Origin of the sequence: Citrobacter sp. 50677481 (assembly GCF_001463265.1) — a bacterium.
Lineage (GTDB): Bacteria > Pseudomonadota > Gammaproteobacteria > Enterobacterales > Enterobacteriaceae > Citrobacter_A > Citrobacter_A sedlakii.
In genome coordinates this window covers 531,809-552,455 of sequence record NZ_LNHZ01000061.1, presented here as the reverse complement: position 1 = coordinate 552,455, position 20,647 = coordinate 531,809, and the positions used below count along the sequence as shown (strand labels likewise).

Genomic DNA, 20,647 nt, shown 5'->3' with positions numbered 1-20,647 from the left:
AAAACTGCCGCCGGGCCGTTAACCTGACCCGGCGAAAACAACCTTAATGAGTACTTTCATGAGTGAAATGATTTACGGCATCCATGCGGTGCAGGCCCTGCTTGAGCGTGCTCCTGAGCGTTTTCAGGATGTCTTTATTCTTAAAGGTCGTGAAGATAAGCGTCTGTTGCCGCTGATCCACGCGCTGGAAGCGCAGGGCGTGGTCATCCAGGTGGCGAACCGCCAGTTTCTGGATGAAAAAAGCGAGGGTGCGGTACATCAGGGGATTATCGCCCGGGTGAAGCCGGGGCGTCAGTATCAGGAGAACGATCTGCCGGATTTGATCGCTTCACACGATCAACCGTTCCTGCTGATCCTTGACGGCGTCACCGATCCACACAACCTCGGCGCCTGTCTGCGTAGCGCAGACGCCGCTGGCGTACATGCGGTGATTGTGCCGAAGGATCGCTCGGCGCAACTGAACGCGACGGCGAAAAAAGTCGCCTGTGGCGCTGCCGAAAGCGTTCCGTTAATCCGCGTCACTAACCTGGCGCGTACCATGCGTATGCTGCAGGAAGAGAACATCTGGATTGTGGGAACGGCAGGTGAGGCCGACCATACGCTTTACCAGAGCAAAATGACCGGCCGCATGGCGTTGGTGATGGGCGCGGAAGGTGAAGGTATGCGCCGTCTGACCCGTGAGCACTGCGACGAACTTATCAGCATTCCGATGGCAGGCAGCGTGTCATCGCTGAACGTCTCCGTGGCGACTGGGATTTGCCTTTTCGAAGCGGTGCGTCAGCGCAGCTAAATCTCTTTTTAAGTAAAAGCCATCCGTTTTCGGATGGCTTTTTTTTATTTATTGCGATTACTATAACCGACTAAAATGGATTATGACTCAATGGGAAATGTTATATGCCATGGACTCCGCTGGCGCTTGCTGATGCGCTACAGAATAATGTCGCTTTAAATATAGAAATCACAAATAATGAAAATGCCTTAATCATTAAAATGAATGATTATGGCGACCTGCTGCTCTCGGTGTTATTTACCTCACGACAGATAATTATTGAAACACGAGTCTGTCCGGTGACGGCGATTCATAATCAGCCTGAATTTAATCTTTTCCTGCTCCGTCACCAGAAAATGTTGCCGCTCTCATCGGTTGGCATTTCGGGCATTCAAAATGAAGAGTACTACGTGGTGTTTGGCGCGCTATCGCTATATTCCTCGTTGAACGATGTTGTTCTTGAAATTACCACGCTGGTCGAAAATGCGTTAGATCTCGCAGAAGTCACGGAAGAGTACGCGCAGTAATCATCAGGGAGAAAATGATGGGTATTTTAAAAAGTTTATTTACGCTGGGTAAATCAATGATCTCCCAGGCGGAAGCTTCAATTGAAGAAGCGCAGGGCGTAAGAATGCTGGAGCAGCATATTCGCGACGCTAAAACTGAACTTAATAAAGCGAATCAGTCGCGTGTCGAACTGCTCGCCCGGGTGAAACTCAGCAACGACAAACTTTATGATTTGCGCGAGCGTAAAGCCAGCCTCGAGAAGCGGGCGCTGGAAGCGCTGAATAAAAAGGTCGACGCCGCGTTAATCAATGAGGTCGCAGAAGAAATAGCGCGCCTGGAAAACCTCATTACGGCAGAAGAGCAAGTACTTGCTAACCTTGAAGCGTCGCGGGACGGCGTAGAGAGAGCCGTAACAGCCACCGGTCAGCGCATTTCACAATTTGAGCAGCAGTTGGAAGTCGTAAAGGCGACGGAGGCGATGCAGCGCGCGCAGCAGGCGGTCACCACCTCTACCGTAGGCGCCTCCTCCAACGTCTCTACAGCGGCAGAATCACTCAAGCGCATCCAGACGCGCCAGGCAGAACGTCAGGCACGGCTGGACGCGGCGGCGCAGTTGGAAAAAGTGGCGGATGGGCGCGATCTGGACGAGCGGCTGGCTGAAATGGGCATCGGCGGCAGCAATAAAAGTTCAGCTCAGGATGTGTTAGCGCGCCTGCAACAGCAAAAAGGTGAGTAATGCTGTTCACCTGGCTTGTCAGGGCCTGCCAGCGGCACTTTTCCCGGGTGACCTGGCCTGCGTTATTGGGTTTGTTTATCAGTCAGTACCTGATTTGTTTTCTGGTTCTGACCCTGCTGGGTGAAACGGCGCTGGTCGGTCGCCTGAGCGACTTCATCTACTACTGTTCGGTGGTGGGGTCTACGCTGGGTTTTGGTGACTTAAGCCCGCAGACCGCCGGAGGACGTTTGTTTACCGGCCTCTGGCAAATCCCGGTAAGCGTTGGCTTATTTGGTGCGCTGATGGGAAAGGTCATTGCGCAGGTACAAGGAACGTTAGCGAAAGGATTAACCGGGATGGGCGATTTTCGACATCTGCGTAAACATATGCTGGTGATTGGTTGGCGGGGCCATCAGACGGAGAAGATGATCTCGCTTCTGCTTTACGATACCCGACGCGCCTTTGAACGGGTTTTGCTGTGCGAGTGGGACGAGATGCAACACCCGCTGTCAGGCAACCGCTGGGTGGATTTTCTACGCGTCAGTAATATTAACGACCCACAGGAACATCAGCGGATGGGGCTGAGCCACTGCCAGAGCGTAATCATTTATGCCAGAACAGACGAGCAGACCTTTACCGCTGCGCTATCGCTGGCGGGCTTTGTTCCGCCGAACAGCCATATCGTGGTGTATCTGGAAGATGAACGTTACGCCGGACTGCTTGAAACACACTGTCCGCAAATAGAAATTGTGCGCAATCTCTCCGCGGAGCAGCTGTCCCGTTCGATCCAGGATCCCGGTTCCTCACAGTCGGTGGCTTCCATTATGAATCCCATGCTCGGCGACACCGGCTTTGCCCTGCCTGTGCCGCAAGCGGTTACGCCTTTCCGCTATGGCGCGCTGATGCGCTATATGAAACTTCATCATGACGCGACGGTGCTCGGTATCAGCTATTGCAAGAACGGTCGCGGCATGGAGCTAAACCCGGTGATTTCAACCGAAGTCCGCGGTGGCATGTGGTTACACCTGGTCGGCAACAGCCGCATCCTGGCGGACGATGTCGCCTGGCAAGAGATAGGAGAAGCGAGATGACGTCGTTCTTTCAACGGCTGTGGAGAAGGTCTGCCCCACAGGCGCCGGTTCGTGGACCGTTAGGACTGCACCTCAATGCCGGGTTTACGCTGGATACGCTGGCGTTCCGCCTACTGGAGGCGTCGCTTTTGGTGGAACTGCCCGGTGAAGAATATACCGTTGCGGCTGTCAGCCATATCGATCTGGGGGGAGGCAGTCAAATTTTCCGCTATTACACCTCCGGCGATGAGTTTTTACAGATAAACGCCACCGGAGGCACGGGCGTCGAGGATATCGACGACATCAAACTGTTCGTTTACCAGACCTGTGACGGCATAAGCCAGGAAGCGCACTGGCGTGCGGCCATCAGTCCAGTGGCCATTGGTACGCCGACGTTGACCTGGCAGGCGCAGCGCTGGCAGCGATTTTTTAACCGCGAGGAGCCGGGAAACATCGCGCCGATCTTTATGCTGGAAAAAGTGGAGAATCAACAGCAGGCAAAATGGGATATCCACAATTTTTCGATGGGCTACCAGCGTCAGATCACTGACGACACCTGGGAATACTTGCTGCTGAACGGGGAGGAGACATTTGACGAGCGCGGAGAGCCCGAGTGGGTCTTTTCACGCGCGCTGGGCGTTGATATTCCCCTGACTTCATTGAATATTATTGGTTAATTACAGGGAAGCATGTGATGCACATTCTGGATTCATTATTGGCCTTCTGCGCCTATTTTTTTATTGGCGCGGCGATGGTTATCCTTTTCCTTTTTATCTACTCCAAAATTACGCCGCACAATGAATGGCGATTGATAAAAACTAATAACACTGCAGCCTCGCTGGCCTTCAGCGGTACGCTGCTGGGATATGTTATTCCGTTATCCAGCGCGGCAATAAACGCCGTTAGCATTCCGGATTATTTTGCCTGGGGAGGCATTGTGCTGGTCATTCAGCTCATCATCTACGCTAGCGTCAGGCTGTATATGCCGACGCTGAGCGAGAAAATTATTCAGCATAATACGGCGGCGGGACTATTTATGGGCACCTCCGCACTGGCGGGCGGTATTTTCAATGCGGCTTGCATGACGTGGTAATGGACGATCATGGCTAAAAAAACAGGAAACAAAAAACGTAAAACAGGCTTAGGTCATGCAGCGATTACCCGGATCGACCGTCCGGTAAACCCTTTCGAGCCTAAACGCAGCCGGTACAGTGGCAAAGTGCTGACGCTGGCGATCATGGGCGGCGCGGCTTTTTTCGCCTTGAAAGGGTGCAGTGACAGTGACGATGTCGACAACGATGGTGACGGCGTTTTTTACGAAACGGTGCAGAACTGCATTGATGACGGCAATAATATTAGCGTTTGCGTTGATGCCTGGAATAACGCGAAAACCGAATTTTATAACACCTTGCCAAAAAGGATGAGCAAGAGCGACTGCGAAACCCAGTTCGGCAACTGTTATCAGGATATTATCGACCAGAGCTGGGTGCCTGTCATTTCTGGCTTTTTGCTCAGCCGTGCGCTCCGTAAAGATCGTGATGAGGCGTATGTTTATAGCAGCAATGGGTCATCCTACGTTTCTCGTCCCGTCTGGCGTACGACGTCTGGCGACTACGCCTGGCGTACTGGCTCACGAAAAACAGACTCTGCGACCAGCCATAGCTACAGCACGAAAAAGGTATCAACGGTGTCTCGTGGAGGTTACGGACGCTCGTCCAGCGCCCGTGGCAGCTGGGGGGGCTAACCATGCTGCGACATGATGTGCCGGTTCGCCGGGATCTGAATCAGATCGCCTGCGATCACGGTTTCGATTTTCATATCATTGATAACGAAATCTACTGGGATGAAAGCCGGGCTTACCGCTTCACGCTTCGGCAAATTGAAGAACAGATCGAAAAGCCGACGGCAGAATTGCATCAGATGTGCCTGGAAATCGTCGATCGTGCAATAAAAGATGAGCATATTCTTGAGCAACTGGCGATCCCGCCGCTTTACTGGGATGCGATTGCTGAAAGCTGGCGCAGCAAGGATCCTACGCTGTACGGACGTATGGATTTTGTCTGGTGCGGTAATGCGCCGGTTAAGCTGCTTGAATACAACGCAGACACGCCAACGTCATTATACGAGGCGGCGTATTTCCAGTGGCTGTGGCTGGAGGATGCCCGCCGAAGCGGCGCGATTCCCCGTGATGCCGATCAGTACAACGCGATACAGGAGCGCCTGATTTCGCGGTTTGCGGAGCTTTATCGTCCGGAACCATTTTATTTTTGCTGCTGTGAAGACAGCGATGAAGATCGCACCACGGTGCTTTATTTACAGGACTGTGCGGAGCAGGCGGGCCAGGAGACGCGGTTTCTTTATCTCGAAGAGCTGGGGCTTGGTGTTGGCGGCGTGTTAACCGATCTCAACGATAACGTGATTCAGCGCGCCTTTAAGCTCTATCCGCTGGAATGGATGATGCGGGACGATAACGGGCCGTTGTTACGCAAGCGACGAGAACAATGGATTGAACCTTTATGGAAAAGTATCCTCAGCAACAAGGGGTTAATGCCACTGCTGTGGCGCGTCTTCCCGCGGCATCCCAATTTGCTTCCGGCCTGGTTTGACGGGGAAAAGCCCTGTATCCAGGCGGGGGCAAGCTGTGTGCGCAAGCCGATTTTCTCCCGTGAGGGGGGTAACGTGACGATCTTTGACGGCCATCAGCAGGTAATGGAGCATGCCGATGGTGATTATGCCGACGAACCCATGATCTATCAGGCGTTTCAGCCGCTACCACGCTTCGGCGACAGCTATACGCTGGTCGGCAGTTGGATCGTAGATGATGAAGCCTGCGGTATGGGGATCCGTGAAGATAACACCCTGATCACCAAAGATACGTCACGATTCATACCTCACTACATCTCGGGGTGATCCCACTTTTGTGATCTCTCTCCGTCGTCATTCAACCGGCAGCGACCATACTTATTGTCCGGCCATTGAAGGAGGGAGACACAATGCACTGGCAAACGCATACCGTTTTTAACCAACCGATACCGTTGAATAACAGCAATCTTTTCTTGTCTGACGGCGCGCTGTGCGAAGCAGTTGTCCGGGAAGGGGCTGGCTGGGACGGTGAACTGCTCGCCAGCATCGGACAACAGCTTGGCACCGCCGAGTCTCTGGAGCTGGGACGGCTGGCGAACAGCTGGCCGCCGGAATTATTGCGCTATGACCCGCAGGGGCAGCGTCTGGACGATGTGCGTTTTCATCCCGCCTGGCATCTGCTTATGCAGGGGCTATGTACCAACCGCGTGCACAACCTGCCCTGGGAGGAGGAGGCGCGCGCCGGATCGTTTGTCGCCCGCGCCGCGCGCTTTGTCCTGCATGCGCAGGTGGAAGCCGGGACGCTATGCCCGATAACCATGACCTTTGCCGCCACGCCACTTTTACAACAAATGCTCCCGCCCCCCTTTTCTGACTGGTTGACACCGTTAGTGAGCGATCGCTACGACTCACATCTTTTGCCTGGCGGGCAAAAACGCGGCCTGCTCATTGGTATGGGGATGACGGAGAAACAGGGCGGGAGCGATGTGCTGAGCAATACCACCCGCGCGGAGCGACTGGAAGACGGATCGTACCGGCTGGTGGGGCACAAATGGTTTTTCTCCGTCCCGCAAAGCGATGCCCATCTGGTGCTGGCCCAGACGGATGGGGGGCTATCCTGTTTCTTCGTACCGCGTTTTTTGCCCGACGGAAAGCGCAATGCTGTGCGGCTCGAACGTCTCAAAGACAAATTGGGTAATCGCTCCAATGCCAGCTGCGAAGTGGAGTTTCAGGATGCCCTTGGCTGGCTGCTGGGTGAAGAGGGCGAAGGCGTTCGCCATATCCTGAAGATGGGCGGCATGACGCGCTTTGATTGCGCGCTCGGTAGCCATGGGTTGATGCGCCGCGCTTTCTCAGTGGCGATTTACCACGCGCACCAGCGTCAGGTTTTTGGCAAGCCGCTGATTGAACAGCCTATGATGCGTCAGGTACTCAGCCGGATGGCGCTACAGCTTGAGGGGCAAACCGCGCTGTTGTTCCGTCTGGCTCGCGCGTGGGAACGCCGGAGCGAAGCAAAAGAGCAACTGCTGGCCCGTCTGTTTACCCCTGCCGCTAAATTCGCGGTTTGTAAAAGCGGTATCCCGTTTGTGGCCGAAGCGATGGAAGTCCTCGGTGGCGTGGGGTATTGCGAAGATAGCGAACTGCCGCGGCTATACCGCGAAATGCCGGTTAACAGCATCTGGGAAGGTTCAGGAAACGTAATGTGTCTCGACGTTCTGCGGGTCATCAGTAAACAAACCGGCGCGGATGAAATACTGAGCGAAACCTTTTCTGATGTGAGGGGGCAGGACCGCCATTTTGATCGTGCGGTTCGCCAACTGCAACAGCGGCTACGTAAACCTGTGGAAGCGCAGGGGCGTGACATCACCCAACTGATTTATCTGCTCGGCTGCGGTTCGCAAATGCTGCGATACGCGTCGCCGCCGGTTGCGCAGGCATGGTGTCAGATGATGCTGGATACGCGTGGAGGAAGACGCTTATCGGAACAGGTTCAGGATGAAGTACTGCTGAGGGCGACGGGAGGAGTACGGTAATCTCTTAGCCGGGTGGCGCAACGCTGACCCGGCTCAGGAAGGGCAGAATCAGGCGTAAAGGATGGCCTGGACGCGCCAGTTATCAGGCTGCTGTTCTTCATACATCTGCACAATGCGATACCACGAAGCGCCTTGTTCATCGGCTTTAAGCGCCACGATACGCTCCACGTCCTGTGGATTTCCTGAAATATTACTGACTGAAATCAGGCCAATTTCATTGAGGCCCGTCACGCAGTCCGCGCTGGCAAATTCGGCAGATTGCGCCGTCGTGCTTATCAGCCCGGCAGTAAGCAGCAGTGAGGATAAGGCAAGAGATTGGTTCATCGTCAGCTCCATTTTACGTTTCCCCGCAAGACGCAGGGCATTCCATCGCCGTAATAAACCTCGAGCTTCCTGCTGTCGGTTTATTGTGCACAGATAAACGTATAGAGGCGTAAAGCAACGTGAAACTGACTTAAATTTCAGCATCTTTTATTTACGATATAAAATGGCCTGTGAATACCACTGACCCGTCACGATCGTCTCATCGACCATGACGATAACGTAATAATCGGCTTTCGCGGCGGCGGCTTTGGCTTTAACCTCATCAATTGCGTCATCCGGAGACCCCCTCACCATTGAGGTGACGGTGCCCATTCGCTGCAACCCTTGCGTTTGATTGCGGCGTATTTCCTGCGGATGATCGGCGACGGGTGGCGCTGGCTGCGGCTTACCTTCAAGTACGCTGCATCCCGTTAACAACATAACCAGCATCAAAGGGACAAGCCGACGCATAACTCTATCTCGTTTACTGATAGTCATAGTGTAGTGCCTATTTAATTTCCCTTTGGGGGAATGTTCCCGAAATGTTAACTTCCACGCGATTTTCGAATGAAAATGTCGTGAAAGCGTAATCCAGTTCTCAACATTATGAATCGTTGTTGAACACTTAACACTGCTTAATGGATCGCCCTGTGGCGTACCGGACAAAAAAGGACCCGCAAATGATTGAAATAGAAACATGTCAGTTGGCGGAGCATCACCTGCTGCACGCTTTCCCAACCGGTAAAATCAGTACGCCTTTACCGAGTATCATTTTCTATCACGGGTTCACGTCGTCAGCGCTGGTTTACAGCTACTTTGCCGTCGCGCTGGCCCAGGCCGGTTTTAGGGTCATTATGCCAGACGCCGCAGAACACGGCGCGCGTTTCAGCGGTAACGCACCGTTGCGAATGACGCGCTTCTGGCAGATTTTGCAGCAAAACATGCAGGAATTTACTGCGTTACGTGCGGCTATTCTCCAGGAGAACTGGCTGCAGGATGACAGGCTTGCCGTGGCGGGAGCGTCAATGGGCGGTATGACCGCACTCGGGATCATGACGCAGCATCCTGAAGTCAGCTGCGTGGCCAGCCTGATGGGCTCGGGTTACTTCACCCGTCTGGCAAAAACGCTGTTTCCCCCTTCGGCGTTGGATACGCCAGCGCAGCAGGCGACGTTCGACAGCGTTATCGCGCCACTGGCGAAGTGGGATGTCTCGCAACAGCTGGAACAGGTGTCCGACAGGCCGCTGCTGTTATGGCATGGAGTGGAGGATGATGTCGTGCCAGCAGAAGAATCGTTTCGCTTACAGCGGGCGCTGGCGCAGGCTGGACGAGACCGGAATCTGACCTGTGAGTGGCAGACGGGCGTGCGCCATCGCATCACACCCGAAGCCCTGGCGGCGACGGTCTCTTTTTTTCGTCAGCATCTTTAAACGCGTATAATGCTTACGCCCTGCGCCTCAAGCTGTTTCAGGATTTCAGGGTTAGCATGTTTGCCGGTGATAAGCATATCGATCTGATCTGCGCGACTGAACAGCATCCCCGCCCGTTCGCCCACTTTGCTGCTGTCGACCAATACGACCAGCTTGCCGACCACACTCAGCATTTTTTGCTCGGCCATAGCGGTGAGCATGTCCGTTTTGTACAGGCCATCCGTGGTCAGCCCTTTACCGCTGGTGAACATCCAGTGTCCGGCATAGAGACTGTTTTCACTGCCCTGGGGGCTCAGGGTGATCGACTGGGTTTTATTGTACTGGCCGCCCATGATGATCACGCTGTCATGCTCCTGATCGATCAGGTAATTGGCCAGCGGAAGATAGTTGGTGATGATCTGCACAGGTTTACCACACATCTCGCGCCCCAACAAAAAGGCCGTGGAGCCGCAGTTAATCACAACGCTTTCCCCCGGATTGACCAACTGGGAGGCGGCTTTCGCGATACGAACTTTTTCATCGTGGTTTTGGGCCTGATGCAGGTTCATTGGCGTCCAGCGTGGGCGCTGCTGGGCGATGGCTTCGGCTCCGTTTCGCACTTTTTTTAGCTTGCCGCTCTCATCAAGTTTATTGATATCCCGGCGTGCCGTTGCAGGGGAGATACCCAAACGTTCAACGACATTTTCCACGGTGACAAAGCCCAGTTGTGCCAGCATATCCAGTAAAATTTGATGTCTTTGCGCTTCAGTCATGAGCTATTCCGATACAAAATGATTTTAAAAGATGATATTTGAAATAGCCTGAAAATACTAAAGTAAATGTGAAAAAAATGCCGGGAAAACCCGGCATTATCGCGATTACAGGAACGATTTAAACGGCAGATCAGGCTCAATAGTGAAGCAGTCGTCAAAGCCGCGCGGATAGTGATATTCAAAGTTATCCTTATCCAAAGGCCAGATGAATTTCCCGCCAACCTGCCAGATGAACGGCTTAAAACCGTATTTAAGGCGATCTTTTTTCATTTCCCACAAGACGCGGATCTCCTGCGGATCGGCCTGGAAATTTGACCAGATATCATGGTGGAACGGGATCACGACTTTCGTGTTCAGGGATTCCGCCATGCGCAGAATGTCTGCACTGGTCATTTTATCGGTAATACCGCGTGGGTTTTCGCCATAGGAGCCCAGCGCCACGTCGATCTGATGCTCGTTGCCGTGCTTCGCATAGTAGTTGGAGTAGTGGGAATCTCCGCTGTGGTACAGCGTCCCCCCCGGCGTTTTGAACAGATAGTTTACGGCGCGCGCATCCATGCCGTCAGGCAGAACGCCTGCGGCTTTCTGGTCCGCCGGAAGGGTGATCAGCGCGGTGCGGTCAAACGCGTCAAGGGCATGTATTTCAATATCTTTTACTTTAACCACATCGCCTGGTTTTACCACGATGCAGCGCGATTTCGGCACACCCCAACCTATCCAAAGGTCCACGCAGGTCTGCGGCCCAATGAACGGCACATCGTCCGCGCAGTTTTGCATCACCGCTGCCGCCACATTGACATCAATGTGATCGTTATGATCGTGTGTTGCCAGCACCGCGTCGATCTGGCGAATCGCGAAAGGATCCAGCACAAATGGCGTGGTGCGCAGGTTTGGCTGCAATTTTTTTACGCCCGCCATACGCTGCATCTGGTGGCCGGTCTTCATCAGCGGGTTACCGTGGCTTTGTTTTCCGGTACCGCACCAGAAATCCACGCACACATTGGTGCCGCCTTCGGATTTCAGCCAGATGCCGGTACACCCCAGCCACCACATTGCAAATGTGCCTGGCGCCACGCGTTCTTGTTCAATCTCTTCGTTCAGCCAGCTTCCCCATTCCGGAAAAGTGTTCAGGATCCATGATTCACGGGTGATGGTATTCACTTTACTCATTGTTTGACTCCTGGGTTCAATCAAAAATAATCATTTTATGATTTGATGTGATTCATGTTGTCACCATTTTGAGCGGTTTGCAATGGGGGGAACGTGGGGTTTTACCTTGTTTATCACACGGTCAATATCGGATTATGCCGGTGATTGAGCGTGTGTATTTAATTAATTACATGAAAAATAAACAGTAATTCTGTTTTCTGGTTATATCATGAAATCCATTATGAAAAGAGGGGAAATAATTTGCGTGATGCGTCACAAATAATCAAATTTAATCTTGTGATGATTATTTGTGATTACTAGAGTGATGGCACCAACCACACCGGGATTACCCCTCGTGTTCCTTTTTACTGGAGAGAGTTATGGAGATCCTCTACGACGTCTTTACCGTTTTCTTTAATCAGGTAATGACAAACGCGCCGCTTCTGCTCGGCATCGTGACGTGCCTCGGTTATATCCTGCTGCGTAAAAGCGTCAGCGTGATTATTAAAGGCACCATCAAAACCATTATTGGTTTTATGCTGTTGCAGGCGGGGTCTGGCATTTTGACCAGCACCTTTAAGCCGGTTGTTGCCAAAATGTCTGAGGTGTACGGCATCAATGGCGCGATCTCCGATACCTACGCCTCCATGATGGCAACCATTGACCGGATGGGCGATGCATACAGTTGGGTAGGGTATGCCGTGCTTCTGGCGCTGGCGCTGAATATTTGTTACGTCCTGCTCCGACGTATTACCGGCATCCGCACCATCATGCTGACCGGGCACATCATGTTCCAGCAGGCGGGGCTGATCGCGGTGTCGCTCTACATCTTCGGCTATTCGATGTGGACCACTATTATCTGCACCGCCATCCTGGTCTCCCTGTACTGGGGCATTACGTCCAACATGATGTACAAGCCGACTCAGGAAGTGACTGACGGCTGCGGTTTCTCCATCGGTCACCAGCAGCAGTTCGCCTCCTGGATCGCTTATAAGGTCGCGCCATATCTGGGTAAAAAAGAAGAAAGCGTTGAAGATCTCAAGCTACCGGGCTGGCTGAATATCTTCCACGACAACATCGTTTCAACGGCCATCGTGATGACGATTTTCTTTGGCGCGATCCTCCTTTCCTTCGGCATCGACACGGTGCAGGCGATGGCGGGTAAAACACACTGGACGGTGTATATCCTGCAAACCGGCTTCTCATTTGCCGTGGCGATTTTCATCATCACCCAGGGCGTGCGTATGTTCGTCGCCGAACTGTCCGAAGCGTTCAACGGTATTTCTCAACGCCTGATTCCCGGCGCCGTGCTGGCTATCGACTGCGCCGCGATTTACAGCTTTGCGCCTAACGCGGTGGTCTGGGGCTTTATGTGGGGCACCATCGGCCAACTGATCGCGGTCGGTATTCTGGTGGGTTGCGGTTCGTCCATTCTGATCATTCCAGGCTTCATCCCGATGTTCTTTTCCAACGCCACTATTGGCGTCTTTGCCAACCACTTTGGCGGCTGGCGCGCGGCGCTGAAGATCTGTCTGGTGATGGGGATGATCGAAATCTTTGGCTGCGTCTGGGCCGTGAAACTCACGGGTATGAGCGCCTGGATGGGGATGGCCGACTGGTCGATTCTGGCGCCGCCGATGATGCAGGGCTTCTTCTCCCTCGGCATCGCGTTTATGGCCGTCATTCTGATTATCGCATTGGTTTATATGGTCTTCGCCGGACGCGCGCTACGTGCGGAAGAAGACGCAGAAAAACAACTGGCAGAACATTCTGCTTAATGAGGAGTGTGGATTATGACCGTACGTATTCTGGCTGTATGTGGCAACGGGCAAGGGAGTTCCATGATCATGAAAATGAAAGTGGATCAGTTTTTAACCCAATCCAATATCGACCACACGGTAAACAGCTGTGCTGTCGGCGAGTACAAAAGCGAGCTGGGCGGCGCCGACATCATCATCGCCTCAACCCATATCGCCGGTGAGATTAGTGTGACAGGTAACAAGTATGTGGTGGGCGTTCGCAATATGTTATCGCCCGCTGACTTTGGCCCAAAGCTGCTGGAAGTGATCAAACAACATTTTCCGCAGGATGTGAAGTAAGGGGGCGTCATGAAACTACGTGATTCGCTGGCGCAAAACCATTCTGTCCGTTTGCAGGCTGAAGCCAGCACCTGGCAAGAGGCCGTGAAGATTGGCGTTGACCTGCTGGTGGCCGCTGATGTCGTCGAGCCGCGCTACTACCAGGCCATTCTTGATGGCGTAGCGCAGTTTGGCCCGTACTTCGTGATTGCCCCTGGGCTGGCGATGCCGCATGGCCGACCGGAAGAGGGCGTTAAGAAAACCGGTTTCTCGTTGGTAACGCTGAAGACGCCGCTGGCGTTTAACCACGAAGATAACGATCCGGTCGATATCCTGATCACCATGGCCGCCGTTGATGCGAATACCCATCAGGAAGTGGGCATCATGCAGATCGTGAATCTGTTTGAAGACGAGGCCAATTTTGACCGTTTACGCGCCTGCCGCACCGAGCAGGATGTGCTTGATTTAATTGATAACGCCACCGCGGCGGCTGTTTAAGAGGAATTTCATATGTCTCAGTTACCCATGTTACAGGTTGCGCTGGATAATCAAACGCTGTCTCACGCCTACGAGACCACCCGCCTGATTGCGGAAGAAGTAGACATTATTGAGGTGGGCACCATTCTCTGCGTTGGGGAAGGGGTACGCGCGGTGCGTGACCTGAAAGCGCTCTATCCACACAAAATCGTACTGGCGGACGCCAAAATTGCTGACGCGGGCAAGATCCTGTCCCGGATGTGCTTTGAAGCCAACGCCGACTGGGTGACCGTCATCTGTTGCGCTGATATCAACACTGCGAAAGGCGCGCTGGATGTGGCGAAAGAGTTTAACGGCGACGTACAGATTGAGCTGACCGGATACTGGACCTGGGAGCAGGCGCAGCAGTGGCGTGATGCGGGCATCCAGCAGGTGGTTTATCACCGTAGCCGTGACGCGCAGGCGGCGGGCGTTGCATGGGGCGAGGCGGATATCAGCGCCATCAAGCGCCTTGCCGATATGGGCTTTAAAGTGACCGTGACCGGTGGCCTGGCGCTGGAAGATCTGCCGCTGTTCAAAGGGATTCCTGTTCACGTCTTTATTGCCGGGCGTAGCATTCGCGATGCCGACTCTCCGGTTGAAGCGGCGCGCCAGTTTAAACGTTCCATCGCCCAACTGTGGGGATAAGGAGCGGATATGCTGTCGAAACAGAACCCGTTAGGCATCTATGAAAAAGCGCTCCCTGCCGGGGAGTGCTGGCTGGAGCGCCTGCGGATGGCGAACACGCTGGGTTTTGACTTCGTTGAAATGTCGGTGGATGAGACCGATGCGCGCCTTGCGCGACTCGACTGGAGCCGCGAACAGCGACTGACGCTGGTGAGCGTCATTGCGGAGACTGGCGTGCGTATTCCATCCATGTGTCTGAGCGCCCATCGTCGTTTTCCGTTAGGAAGCGAAGATGACGCGGTGCGCGCCCAGGGCCTGGAGATCATGCGCAAGGCGATTCAGTTGGCGCAGGATATCGGGATCCGTGTGATCCAGTTAGCCGGCTACGACGTCTATTATCAGGAAGCCAATAACGAGACGCGCCGTCGTTTTCGTGACGGTCTGAAAGAGAGCGTAGAGATGGCTAGCCGTGCGCAGGTGACGCTGGCGATGGAGATCATGGATTACCCTCTGATGAACTCCATCAGTAAGGCGTTAGGCTACGCGCACTATCTGAATAATCCGTGGTTCCAGTTGTATCCCGATATCGGCAACCTGTCGGCATGGGATAACGATGTTCAGATGGAGCTGCAGGCCGGGATAGGTCATATCGTGGCGGTTCATGTAAAAGACACGAAGCCGGGCGTATTCAAGAACGTGCCGTTTGGCGAAGGCGTTGTCGATTTTGAACGTTGTTTTGCGACGCTCAAGCAGAGTGGGTATTGCGGGCCATACCTGATTGAGATGTGGAGCGAAACGGCGGACGATCCGGCGCGTGAGGTGGCGAAAGCGCGCGACTGGGTGAAAGCGCGCATGGTCAGCGCAGGTCTGGTGGAGGCAGCATGATGCAGATGTTAAAGCAGCAGGTGTTTAACGCCAACATGGATCTTCCTCGCTATGGCCTGGTGACCTTTACCTGGGGCAACGTCAGCGCCATCGACCGGGAACGCGGCCTGGTCGTGATAAAACCGAGCGGGGTCCCTTACGAGACCATGACGGTTGATGACATGGTGGTGGTCGACATGGACGGTCATGTCATGGAGGGGCGGTATCGTCCTTCATCCGATACCGCTACGCATCTTGCGCTGTACCGCCATTATCCGTCACTCGGGGGCGTCGTGCATACCCACTCCACCCATGCCACCGCCTGGGCGCAGGCGGGGCTGGCGATACCGGCGCTCGGCACCACCCATGCGGATTACTTTTTTGGCGACATCCCTTGTACCCGGGCGCTGAGCGAAGCAGAAGTGCAGGGTGAGTACGAGCGCAATACGGGCACGGTAATCATCGAAACGCTGGGCGACATTGAACCGCTGCATACGCCGGGAGTTGTGGTGTATCAGCACGGCCCATTTGCGTGGGGCAAAGATGCTCACGATGCGGTGCATAATGCCGTGGTCATGGAGGAGGTAGCGCGGATGGCATGGATTGCGCGGGGGATTAACCCAGACCTCAGCCCCATCGACGATTATCTGATGAACAAACACTTCATGCGTAAACACGGTCCGAACGCTTACTATGGGCAGAAGTGAAGCTGCAAGAAGTGAAGAAGTAAATAGCGCCGGAACTCACTCCCTGGCGGGGAGGTAATCGGTCAGGTTCTGGCGGTTTTTGCAAAAAAAGCCCCCTGCAAAGGGGGCAAATCAGAGTATGGCATTATTTTTCGTTGGTTTACCTGGTGCTAGCGAAAAATCTCTGCGCTGGGGTGGATGTTGCCATTGCTGCCGGGTTCGCGGATCAAAATGACATGGTAATACGTCGCGCCTTGCGCATCGGCTTCGTCGTTCAGCGCATCTTTAGCGTCGCTTTCCGTGGCGACGTTATGGTTGATGTAAATGACGCCTAAGCTCTGAACATCATCCATATTTCTGGCCTGCTGGTTATCAATCTCAATGGCGGCAAGCGCATTGGCGCCCAGCAAAAGCCCAGCCAGAAGGGCTATCATACGGGTTCGCATACCTACCTCCTCGACTGCTAACTCGGATGAGCGAGACCGTTTTTAGGGTAACCCCTGTTGATCTTATTTTAATCGCTACCCGCAATGTCGATGGCGACCTTTTCTGATGCAGTTGTTCAAAAAATTACCGCATCAGGCATAGCAGAATTAATTCTTTGACTCAGTGGGAATCGCCTCTGCAGTGGCGGCATCTTGTCTGTTATCAGGCAGTCTGACGCGTATCAACCTGTCATGAAAAACCAGGATCAGCGTATTTCCCTGCCAGTTAAAAGCCATGTTTTTTAACCCGCAGTAGCGAAGCCGATGCAATGATGCAATTTTTGTCGCGCTGGCGACATCCCAGATATCAGCGGTTATTCCTGAACCCGTCGGTTTTTCACAACCTGCCTGAGCAAAAAAGCGCCCATGAGCGGAACGGGCGGTTGCAGTGATACTGTCAGTATTTTTAAGCTCTGCGCTAAAGCGCCATTTGCCGCTGAGACTATCAATAAAATAGGTCCCCATTCGCCAGGCATTCATGTGATGTTGAAGCGGTGATTGATGTTGATAATGCAGCGCTATCCAGTGGGCCTCACTGGAGCCCAGCGGATATGGCGTATGTCGGGTAATGTCATCGGCAGATAAATCGATGCGGCGGCTTCTGATATCGGCTGGCGATCGGAAAGGAACCGTATACGAAAGCTCAGCTCTTCCGGTTTCTGAATTAAGTTTGACTAATCCATTGCTGTCTTCAAGCCAAAAATAGCCAGGGGTTGAAATCAGGACCGGTTGAATGGAGTTTCCGCTGGCGAAATGGTTACGACAAGTTTTGAACAGGCTATTTTCTGGCGGAGATATACGCGGATCGATACGGCGAAAAATCAAACATCCTTTCCCCTCGTCGCTATAGTCGCTCGAAAAGGTAATGGGATTCCCGTTCGCATCACTGAACCATGATGTCACGCCAGTTTCTTCATTTAAAGCCAGCGTAGCTATTTTTCTGGTGGGGATATTCAGTTCAAACCACTGGCCTGAAGACGTTTTGAACCAGGCCTTCTGTCCTTTATGGACCAACGTTAAACCGGACAGGCTTTCCCCTTGCCAAAGTTGGGTGGCATGCTGCGGATTTCCGGGCTCGGTGATATAGAGTTCCGAAACGTAATTTTGCTGTTGGCGATCGTAGCGTTTCGTGGCGAATAATGAATTACCGTCAGGAAGTTCCTTGTATTCCTTAATTTCCCGGGAGTCATCCGTATCAGAAAGGAGATCTTTGAGTGTGATTGTTACCATGCTCATGGCGTCGGATGACGTTGTTTCACCAGACTGACGTTCAGGCGCGCTTTCCGCTAACGGTACTTTTTTAACCCATGCCGTGACCTCTGAAGCCAGTTCGCTTTGCAGATTATTTTTCTTCAGGTAGGTGGTAATGGGTTTGATACTCTCTTCCAGTACGAGCTTGTCAGAGAGATAGCTCTGTAATGGCCTGAGGCCCGGCCCGAGGAGAGTGAAGTTTTTCCAGTAGTCGATTCTGTTCGCTATTGCCTTTAGATACGAATAATTAGGATTAGGCGATACAACACATGTTGTTAGGATCAACGCAACTTTTGGCTCGCCAAAAACAGCGCTGGCGTCCATTATTTTCAGATAAGTGGTTCGTTTAGTGTCACCTACAGAGTAAGTTTTTCGTGCCTCTGTAAACGATATTTCTTCTTGTAGTTCAGGCTGTTTAATTAATTCCTGCGGCGCCCGCCATAACCAATGCTGTGAAATCGCCAGATTTGTTTTGTGTTCAACTTCTTTGGCCGTGATATAGCCTGCCTGCTGTGCTTGCCATAATTTCGGCGTGATAAATTTTTCAGCCAGGCTGGTGGCCACTTCCGGTCTGTGTGATAGCAGGGTCTGCCCCCAGTCCTCTTCCAGGTAAGCGACAGGCATTGACGCTGACTGAAGGCTAAAATTTTCTTGTTTAAGTAAGTCCGACAGCTTCGGCGCCAGCGTATTCCAGTCGGCGGCGATCGCCAGCGTCATTTTATCCGCTTCAATACGTTTTTTGCCATCCAGCCAGACCAGAATGTTGGTATCGTCCAGGGACGCTCTCGGCGAATTTGCCAGGCCCCGCTCTGCGGGCGATTCCCACTGCCACCGGGTAAAAACCGGTGCAGGATTATAGTCAGCATAGGGTGATGGTAAACAGCTTTCAGGGTGCGGCGGGCTCTCTGTGCCAGTCTGAATGACATACCAGGCCATCAGGCCTGTGAAAATAAACGCCAGCCCACATTTTTTGCTAAGCATCCTTTGCTCCAGGTCAAATATTCCATTTTATCTCCCTGCATACTAAGTGGTCATCCCGGCAAAAACCATCTAATAACAACCACAAGATGAACTTCTCTCTTCTCGCCGGGGGATGAGCAGCGACAGCGAGCAGGCGATTGTTTGCAAATCGCCTTGAGTTTCCCGTCTGACCCCAGTATTATGACGCGTCATTTTTCAGCCGACCTTTAACACGTTCCTTGCCTCCCCGGGCCTCGGCTGACCCAGACAGGAGGCTGAATAATCCGTAAGGAGCAATTCGATGCGTCATTACGAAATCGTTTTTATGGTCCATCCTGACCAGAGCGAACAGGTTCCGGGCATGATCGAGCGTTACTCTGCTGCCATCACTGGCGCAGAAGGCAAGATCCACCGTCTGGAAGACTGGGGCCGCCGTCAGCTGGCTTACCCGATCAACAAACTGCACAAAGCGCACTACGTTCTGATGAACGTTGAAGCGCCGCAGGAAGTGATCGATGAGCTGGAAACTACCTTCCGCTTCAACGATGCCGTTATCCGTAGCATGGTAATGCGTACCAAGCACGCTGTTACCGAAGCATCTCCGATGGTTAAAGCGAAAGACGAGCGCCGTGAGCGTCGCGATGATTTCGCAAACGAAACCGCAGATGATGCTGAAGCTGGGGATTCTGAAGAGTAATTTCTGATGACCAACCGTCTGGTGTTGTCCGGCACCGTGTGCAGGGCTCCCCTTCGAAAGGTCAGTCCATCAGGAATTCCGCATTGCCAGTTCGTGCTTGAGCATCGTTCTGTGCAAGAGGAAGCCGGGTTTCACCGGCAGGCGTGGTGCCAAATGCCCGTTATTGTTAGCGGACATGAAAACCAGGCCATTACTCACAGTATAACGGTCGGTAGTCGCATAACCATTCAGGGATTTATCTCTTGCCACAAAGCAAAGAACGGCCTGAGCAAAATGGTTCTGCATGCCGAGCAGATTGAATTGATAGATTCTGGAGACTAGCCATATGGCACGTTATTTCCGTCGTCGCAAGTTCTGCCGTTTCACCGCGGAAGGCGTTCAAGAGATCGACTATAAAGATATCGCTACGCTGAAAAACTACATCACCGAAAGCGGTAAGATTGTCCCAAGCCGTATCACCGGTACCCGTGCAAAATACCAGCGTCAGCTGGCTCGCGCTATCAAACGCGCTCGCTACCTGTCCCTGCTGCCGTACACTGATCGCCATCAGTAATCGGTCACGGTCCATTAATACGACTTTGAGAGGATAAGGTAATGCAAGTTATTCTGCTTGATAAAGTAGCAAACCTGGGTAGCCTGGGTGATCAGGTTAACGTTAAAGCGGGCTACGCTCGTAACTTCCTGGTACCACAGGGTAAAGCTGTTCCTGCTACCAAGAAAAACGTTGAATACTTCGAAGCACGTCGCGCTGAACTGGAAGCTAAACTGGCTGACGTTCTGGCTGCTGCAAATGCACGCGCAGAGAAAATCAACGCACTGGAAACCGTTACTATCGCGTCTAAAGCAGGCGACGAAGGTAAACTGTTCGGTTCCATCGGTACTCGCGACATCGCTGACGCTGTTACTGCAGCTGGCGTTGAAGTGGCTAAGAGCGAAGTTCGTCTGCCGAACGGCGTTCTGCGTACCACTGGTGAGCACGAAGTGAACTTCCAGGTTCACAGCGAAGTCTTCGCTAAGCTGACCATTAACGTTGTTGCAGAATAAGTTTTTATTCTGACAGCTTCGTGAAAAACGCCGACCTCGTGTCGGCGTTTTGCTTTTCTTCCTCTGCGCTTTTTCACACTGGCTATTCTTTGCCCTTTTCGGGATAATCATCAAAAATAAAACATAAT

Annotated in this window: 26 protein-coding genes; 20 read left to right on the top strand and 6 right to left on the bottom strand. The window is 53.0% G+C overall.

Features of this window, described 5'->3' with window-relative positions:
* Positions 1 to 58: 58 nt before the first annotated feature.
* The 9 genes from rlmB to APU02_RS19145 all read left to right on the top strand — a co-directional run bounded on the left by rlmB (position 59) and on the right by APU02_RS19145 (position 7,677).
* Positions 59 to 790, top strand: a complete 732-nt coding sequence (gene rlmB, locus APU02_RS19185) for a 23S rRNA (guanosine(2251)-2'-O)-methyltransferase RlmB (RefSeq protein ID WP_042289578.1) — start codon at positions 59 to 61, stop codon at positions 788 to 790.
* A 104-nt stretch (positions 791 to 894) separates the two neighbouring features.
* A complete protein-coding gene (locus tag APU02_RS19180; RefSeq protein ID WP_042289575.1) occupies positions 895 to 1,296 on the top strand; it encodes a DUF2170 family protein in 402 nt (133 codons plus the stop codon).
* A 17-nt stretch (positions 1,297 to 1,313) separates the two neighbouring features.
* Entirely contained in the window at positions 1,314 to 2,012 is a 699-nt protein-coding gene (locus APU02_RS19175; protein ID WP_060570942.1) for a PspA/IM30 family protein, read from the top strand.
* Positions 2,012 to 3,082: a potassium channel family protein gene (locus APU02_RS19170; protein WP_060570941.1), complete on the top strand. Its 1,071-nt coding sequence runs from the start codon at positions 2,012 to 2,014 to the stop codon at positions 3,080 to 3,082. The genes APU02_RS19175 and APU02_RS19170 overlap by 1 nt, the downstream gene beginning before the upstream one ends.
* Complete coding sequence (locus APU02_RS19165) at positions 3,055 to 3,738, top strand: YjfK family protein (protein ID WP_082636866.1); 684 nt, start codon at positions 3,055 to 3,057, stop codon at positions 3,736 to 3,738. Before APU02_RS19170 ends, APU02_RS19165 begins: the two co-directional genes overlap by 28 nt.
* A 17-nt stretch (positions 3,739 to 3,755) precedes the next feature.
* The gene (locus tag APU02_RS19160; protein WP_060570939.1) at positions 3,756 to 4,154 is read left to right on the top strand and encodes a DUF350 domain-containing protein; all 399 of its coding nucleotides are present in this window, start codon (positions 3,756 to 3,758) and stop codon (positions 4,152 to 4,154) included.
* A gap of 9 nt (positions 4,155 to 4,163) precedes the next feature.
* Positions 4,164 to 4,805, top strand: a complete 642-nt coding sequence (locus tag APU02_RS19155) for a DUF1190 domain-containing protein (protein ID WP_060570938.1) — start codon at positions 4,164 to 4,166, stop codon at positions 4,803 to 4,805.
* 2 nt (positions 4,806 to 4,807) lie between these two features.
* Entirely contained in the window at positions 4,808 to 5,971 is a 1,164-nt protein-coding gene (locus APU02_RS19150; protein WP_060570937.1) for a glutathionylspermidine synthase family protein, read from the top strand.
* An 83-nt stretch (positions 5,972 to 6,054) separates the two neighbouring features.
* Positions 6,055 to 7,677: an isovaleryl-CoA dehydrogenase gene (locus tag APU02_RS19145; RefSeq protein WP_060570936.1), complete on the top strand. Its 1,623-nt coding sequence runs from the start codon at positions 6,055 to 6,057 to the stop codon at positions 7,675 to 7,677.
* A 48-nt stretch (positions 7,678 to 7,725) separates the two neighbouring features.
* Here APU02_RS19145 and yjfN read toward each other — a convergent pair whose 3' ends face one another.
* Positions 7,726 to 8,001 (bottom strand): DUF1471 family protease activator YjfN, encoded by a 276-nt coding sequence (gene yjfN / locus APU02_RS19140; protein ID WP_072197155.1) that lies wholly within the window; start codon positions 7,999 to 8,001, stop codon positions 7,726 to 7,728.
* 147 nt (positions 8,002 to 8,148) lie between these two features.
* Positions 8,149 to 8,478 (bottom strand): biofilm peroxide resistance protein BsmA, encoded by a 330-nt coding sequence (gene bsmA / locus APU02_RS19135; RefSeq protein WP_042289558.1) that lies wholly within the window; start codon positions 8,476 to 8,478, stop codon positions 8,149 to 8,151.
* Between the two features lie 182 nt (positions 8,479 to 8,660).
* On the opposite strand from bsmA, the gene yjfP reads away from it, so the two are divergent.
* A complete protein-coding gene (yjfP, locus tag APU02_RS19130; RefSeq protein WP_060570935.1) occupies positions 8,661 to 9,410 on the top strand; it encodes an esterase in 750 nt (249 codons plus the stop codon).
* Here yjfP and ulaR read toward each other — a convergent pair.
* Both ulaR and ulaG read right to left on the bottom strand, forming a co-directional pair.
* Positions 9,407 to 10,162: an HTH-type transcriptional regulator UlaR gene (ulaR, locus tag APU02_RS19125; protein WP_042289553.1), complete on the bottom strand. Its 756-nt coding sequence runs from the start codon at positions 10,160 to 10,162 to the stop codon at positions 9,407 to 9,409. The genes yjfP and ulaR overlap by 4 nt on opposite strands.
* Positions 10,163 to 10,267: 105 nt before the next feature.
* Positions 10,268 to 11,332 (bottom strand): L-ascorbate 6-phosphate lactonase, encoded by a 1,065-nt coding sequence (gene ulaG / locus APU02_RS19120; RefSeq protein ID WP_060570934.1) that lies wholly within the window; start codon positions 11,330 to 11,332, stop codon positions 10,268 to 10,270.
* Positions 11,333 to 11,691: 359 nt separating this feature from the next.
* On the opposite strand from ulaG, the gene ulaA reads away from it, so the two are divergent.
* Genes ulaA through APU02_RS19090 form a run of 6 tightly spaced genes read left to right on the top strand, consistent with a single transcriptional unit; the run spans position 11,692 to position 16,103 of the window.
* Positions 11,692 to 13,089, top strand: coding sequence for a PTS ascorbate transporter subunit IIC (gene ulaA, locus APU02_RS19115; RefSeq protein WP_060570933.1), 1,398 nt, complete (start codon positions 11,692 to 11,694; stop codon positions 13,087 to 13,089).
* 15 nt (positions 13,090 to 13,104) lie between these two features.
* A complete protein-coding gene (gene ulaB, locus APU02_RS19110; RefSeq protein ID WP_042289546.1) occupies positions 13,105 to 13,410 on the top strand; it encodes a PTS ascorbate transporter subunit IIB in 306 nt (101 codons plus the stop codon).
* A gap of 9 nt (positions 13,411 to 13,419) precedes the next feature.
* Positions 13,420 to 13,887: a PTS ascorbate transporter subunit IIA gene (gene ulaC / locus APU02_RS19105; RefSeq protein ID WP_042289543.1), complete on the top strand. Its 468-nt coding sequence runs from the start codon at positions 13,420 to 13,422 to the stop codon at positions 13,885 to 13,887.
* 12 nt (positions 13,888 to 13,899) lie between these two features.
* Positions 13,900 to 14,553 (top strand): 3-keto-L-gulonate-6-phosphate decarboxylase UlaD, encoded by a 654-nt coding sequence (gene ulaD, locus APU02_RS19100; protein ID WP_120714914.1) that lies wholly within the window; start codon positions 13,900 to 13,902, stop codon positions 14,551 to 14,553.
* Positions 14,554 to 14,562: 9 nt separating this feature from the next.
* On the top strand, positions 14,563 to 15,417 hold the full coding sequence (locus APU02_RS19095; protein WP_060570932.1) for an L-ribulose-5-phosphate 3-epimerase: 855 nt from the start codon (positions 14,563 to 14,565) through the stop codon (positions 15,415 to 15,417).
* Positions 15,417 to 16,103 carry an L-ribulose-5-phosphate 4-epimerase gene (locus tag APU02_RS19090; protein WP_060570961.1) on the top strand — a complete coding sequence of 229 codons (687 nt, stop codon included), beginning with the start codon at positions 15,417 to 15,419 and terminating at the stop codon, positions 16,101 to 16,103. The genes APU02_RS19095 and APU02_RS19090 overlap by 1 nt, the downstream gene beginning before the upstream one ends.
* Before the next feature lie 149 nt (positions 16,104 to 16,252).
* On the opposite strand, the gene yjfY is transcribed toward APU02_RS19090, so the two are convergent.
* Positions 16,253 to 16,528 (bottom strand): DUF1471 family protein YjfY, encoded by a 276-nt coding sequence (gene yjfY, locus APU02_RS19085; RefSeq protein ID WP_042289537.1) that lies wholly within the window; start codon positions 16,526 to 16,528, stop codon positions 16,253 to 16,255.
* A 147-nt stretch (positions 16,529 to 16,675) separates the two neighbouring features.
* Positions 16,676 to 18,799, bottom strand: a complete 2,124-nt coding sequence (locus APU02_RS19080; protein ID WP_060570931.1) for a hypothetical protein — start codon at positions 18,797 to 18,799, stop codon at positions 16,676 to 16,678.
* A 280-nt stretch (positions 18,800 to 19,079) separates the two neighbouring features.
* On the opposite strand from APU02_RS19080, the gene rpsF reads away from it, so the two are divergent.
* The 4 genes from rpsF to rplI are packed head-to-tail and all read left to right on the top strand — an operon-like array spanning position 19,080 to position 20,519.
* Complete coding sequence (gene rpsF, locus APU02_RS19075) at positions 19,080 to 19,475, top strand: 30S ribosomal protein S6 (RefSeq protein ID WP_001216673.1); 396 nt, start codon at positions 19,080 to 19,082, stop codon at positions 19,473 to 19,475.
* Positions 19,476 to 19,481: 6 nt separating this feature from the next.
* Positions 19,482 to 19,796 carry a primosomal replication protein N gene (gene priB / locus APU02_RS19070; RefSeq protein WP_042289531.1) on the top strand — a complete coding sequence of 105 codons (315 nt, stop codon included), beginning with the start codon at positions 19,482 to 19,484 and terminating at the stop codon, positions 19,794 to 19,796.
* Between the two features lie 4 nt (positions 19,797 to 19,800).
* Positions 19,801 to 20,028 (top strand): 30S ribosomal protein S18, encoded by a 228-nt coding sequence (gene rpsR / locus APU02_RS19065; protein WP_000135199.1) that lies wholly within the window; start codon positions 19,801 to 19,803, stop codon positions 20,026 to 20,028.
* A 41-nt stretch (positions 20,029 to 20,069) separates the two neighbouring features.
* Positions 20,070 to 20,519, top strand: coding sequence for a 50S ribosomal protein L9 (rplI, locus tag APU02_RS19060; RefSeq protein ID WP_012907347.1), 450 nt, complete (start codon positions 20,070 to 20,072; stop codon positions 20,517 to 20,519).
* The last annotated feature ends 128 nt before the right edge of the window (positions 20,520 to 20,647 follow it).

Coding starts and splice junctions, on each gene's coding strand:
- rpsR (WP_000135199.1), top strand. CDS start 19,801: ATGGCACGTTATTTCCGTCGTCGCAAGTTCTGCCGTTTCACCGCGGAA.
- yjfY (WP_042289537.1), bottom strand. CDS start 16,528: ATGCGAACCCGTATGATAGCCCTTCTGGCTGGGCTTTTGCTGGGCGCC.
- priB (WP_042289531.1), top strand. CDS start 19,482: ATGACCAACCGTCTGGTGTTGTCCGGCACCGTGTGCAGGGCTCCCCTT.
- APU02_RS19145 (WP_060570936.1), top strand. CDS start 6,055: ATGCACTGGCAAACGCATACCGTTTTTAACCAACCGATACCGTTGAAT.
- ulaB (WP_042289546.1), top strand. CDS start 13,105: ATGACCGTACGTATTCTGGCTGTATGTGGCAACGGGCAAGGGAGTTCC.
- rplI (WP_012907347.1), top strand. CDS start 20,070: ATGCAAGTTATTCTGCTTGATAAAGTAGCAAACCTGGGTAGCCTGGGT.
- APU02_RS19155 (WP_060570938.1), top strand. CDS start 4,164: ATGGCTAAAAAAACAGGAAACAAAAAACGTAAAACAGGCTTAGGTCAT.
- APU02_RS19150 (WP_060570937.1), top strand. CDS start 4,808: ATGCTGCGACATGATGTGCCGGTTCGCCGGGATCTGAATCAGATCGCC.
- APU02_RS19160 (WP_060570939.1), top strand. CDS start 3,756: ATGCACATTCTGGATTCATTATTGGCCTTCTGCGCCTATTTTTTTATT.
- APU02_RS19090 (WP_060570961.1), top strand. CDS start 15,417: ATGCAGATGTTAAAGCAGCAGGTGTTTAACGCCAACATGGATCTTCCT.
- ulaR (WP_042289553.1), bottom strand. CDS start 10,162: ATGACTGAAGCGCAAAGACATCAAATTTTACTGGATATGCTGGCACAA.
- APU02_RS19180 (WP_042289575.1), top strand. CDS start 895: ATGCCATGGACTCCGCTGGCGCTTGCTGATGCGCTACAGAATAATGTC.
- rpsF (WP_001216673.1), top strand. CDS start 19,080: ATGCGTCATTACGAAATCGTTTTTATGGTCCATCCTGACCAGAGCGAA.
- ulaC (WP_042289543.1), top strand. CDS start 13,420: ATGAAACTACGTGATTCGCTGGCGCAAAACCATTCTGTCCGTTTGCAG.
- APU02_RS19080 (WP_060570931.1), bottom strand. CDS start 18,799: ATGCTTAGCAAAAAATGTGGGCTGGCGTTTATTTTCACAGGCCTGATG.
- APU02_RS19175 (WP_060570942.1), top strand. CDS start 1,314: ATGGGTATTTTAAAAAGTTTATTTACGCTGGGTAAATCAATGATCTCC.
- rlmB (WP_042289578.1), top strand. CDS start 59: ATGAGTGAAATGATTTACGGCATCCATGCGGTGCAGGCCCTGCTTGAG.
- bsmA (WP_042289558.1), bottom strand. CDS start 8,478: ATGACTATCAGTAAACGAGATAGAGTTATGCGTCGGCTTGTCCCTTTG.
- ulaA (WP_060570933.1), top strand. CDS start 11,692: ATGGAGATCCTCTACGACGTCTTTACCGTTTTCTTTAATCAGGTAATG.
- APU02_RS19095 (WP_060570932.1), top strand. CDS start 14,563: ATGCTGTCGAAACAGAACCCGTTAGGCATCTATGAAAAAGCGCTCCCT.
- APU02_RS19170 (WP_060570941.1), top strand. CDS start 2,012: ATGCTGTTCACCTGGCTTGTCAGGGCCTGCCAGCGGCACTTTTCCCGG.
- yjfN (WP_072197155.1), bottom strand. CDS start 8,001: ATGAACCAATCTCTTGCCTTATCCTCACTGCTGCTTACTGCCGGGCTG.
- ulaG (WP_060570934.1), bottom strand. CDS start 11,332: ATGAGTAAAGTGAATACCATCACCCGTGAATCATGGATCCTGAACACT.
- yjfP (WP_060570935.1), top strand. CDS start 8,661: ATGATTGAAATAGAAACATGTCAGTTGGCGGAGCATCACCTGCTGCAC.
- ulaD (WP_120714914.1), top strand. CDS start 13,900: ATGTCTCAGTTACCCATGTTACAGGTTGCGCTGGATAATCAAACGCTG.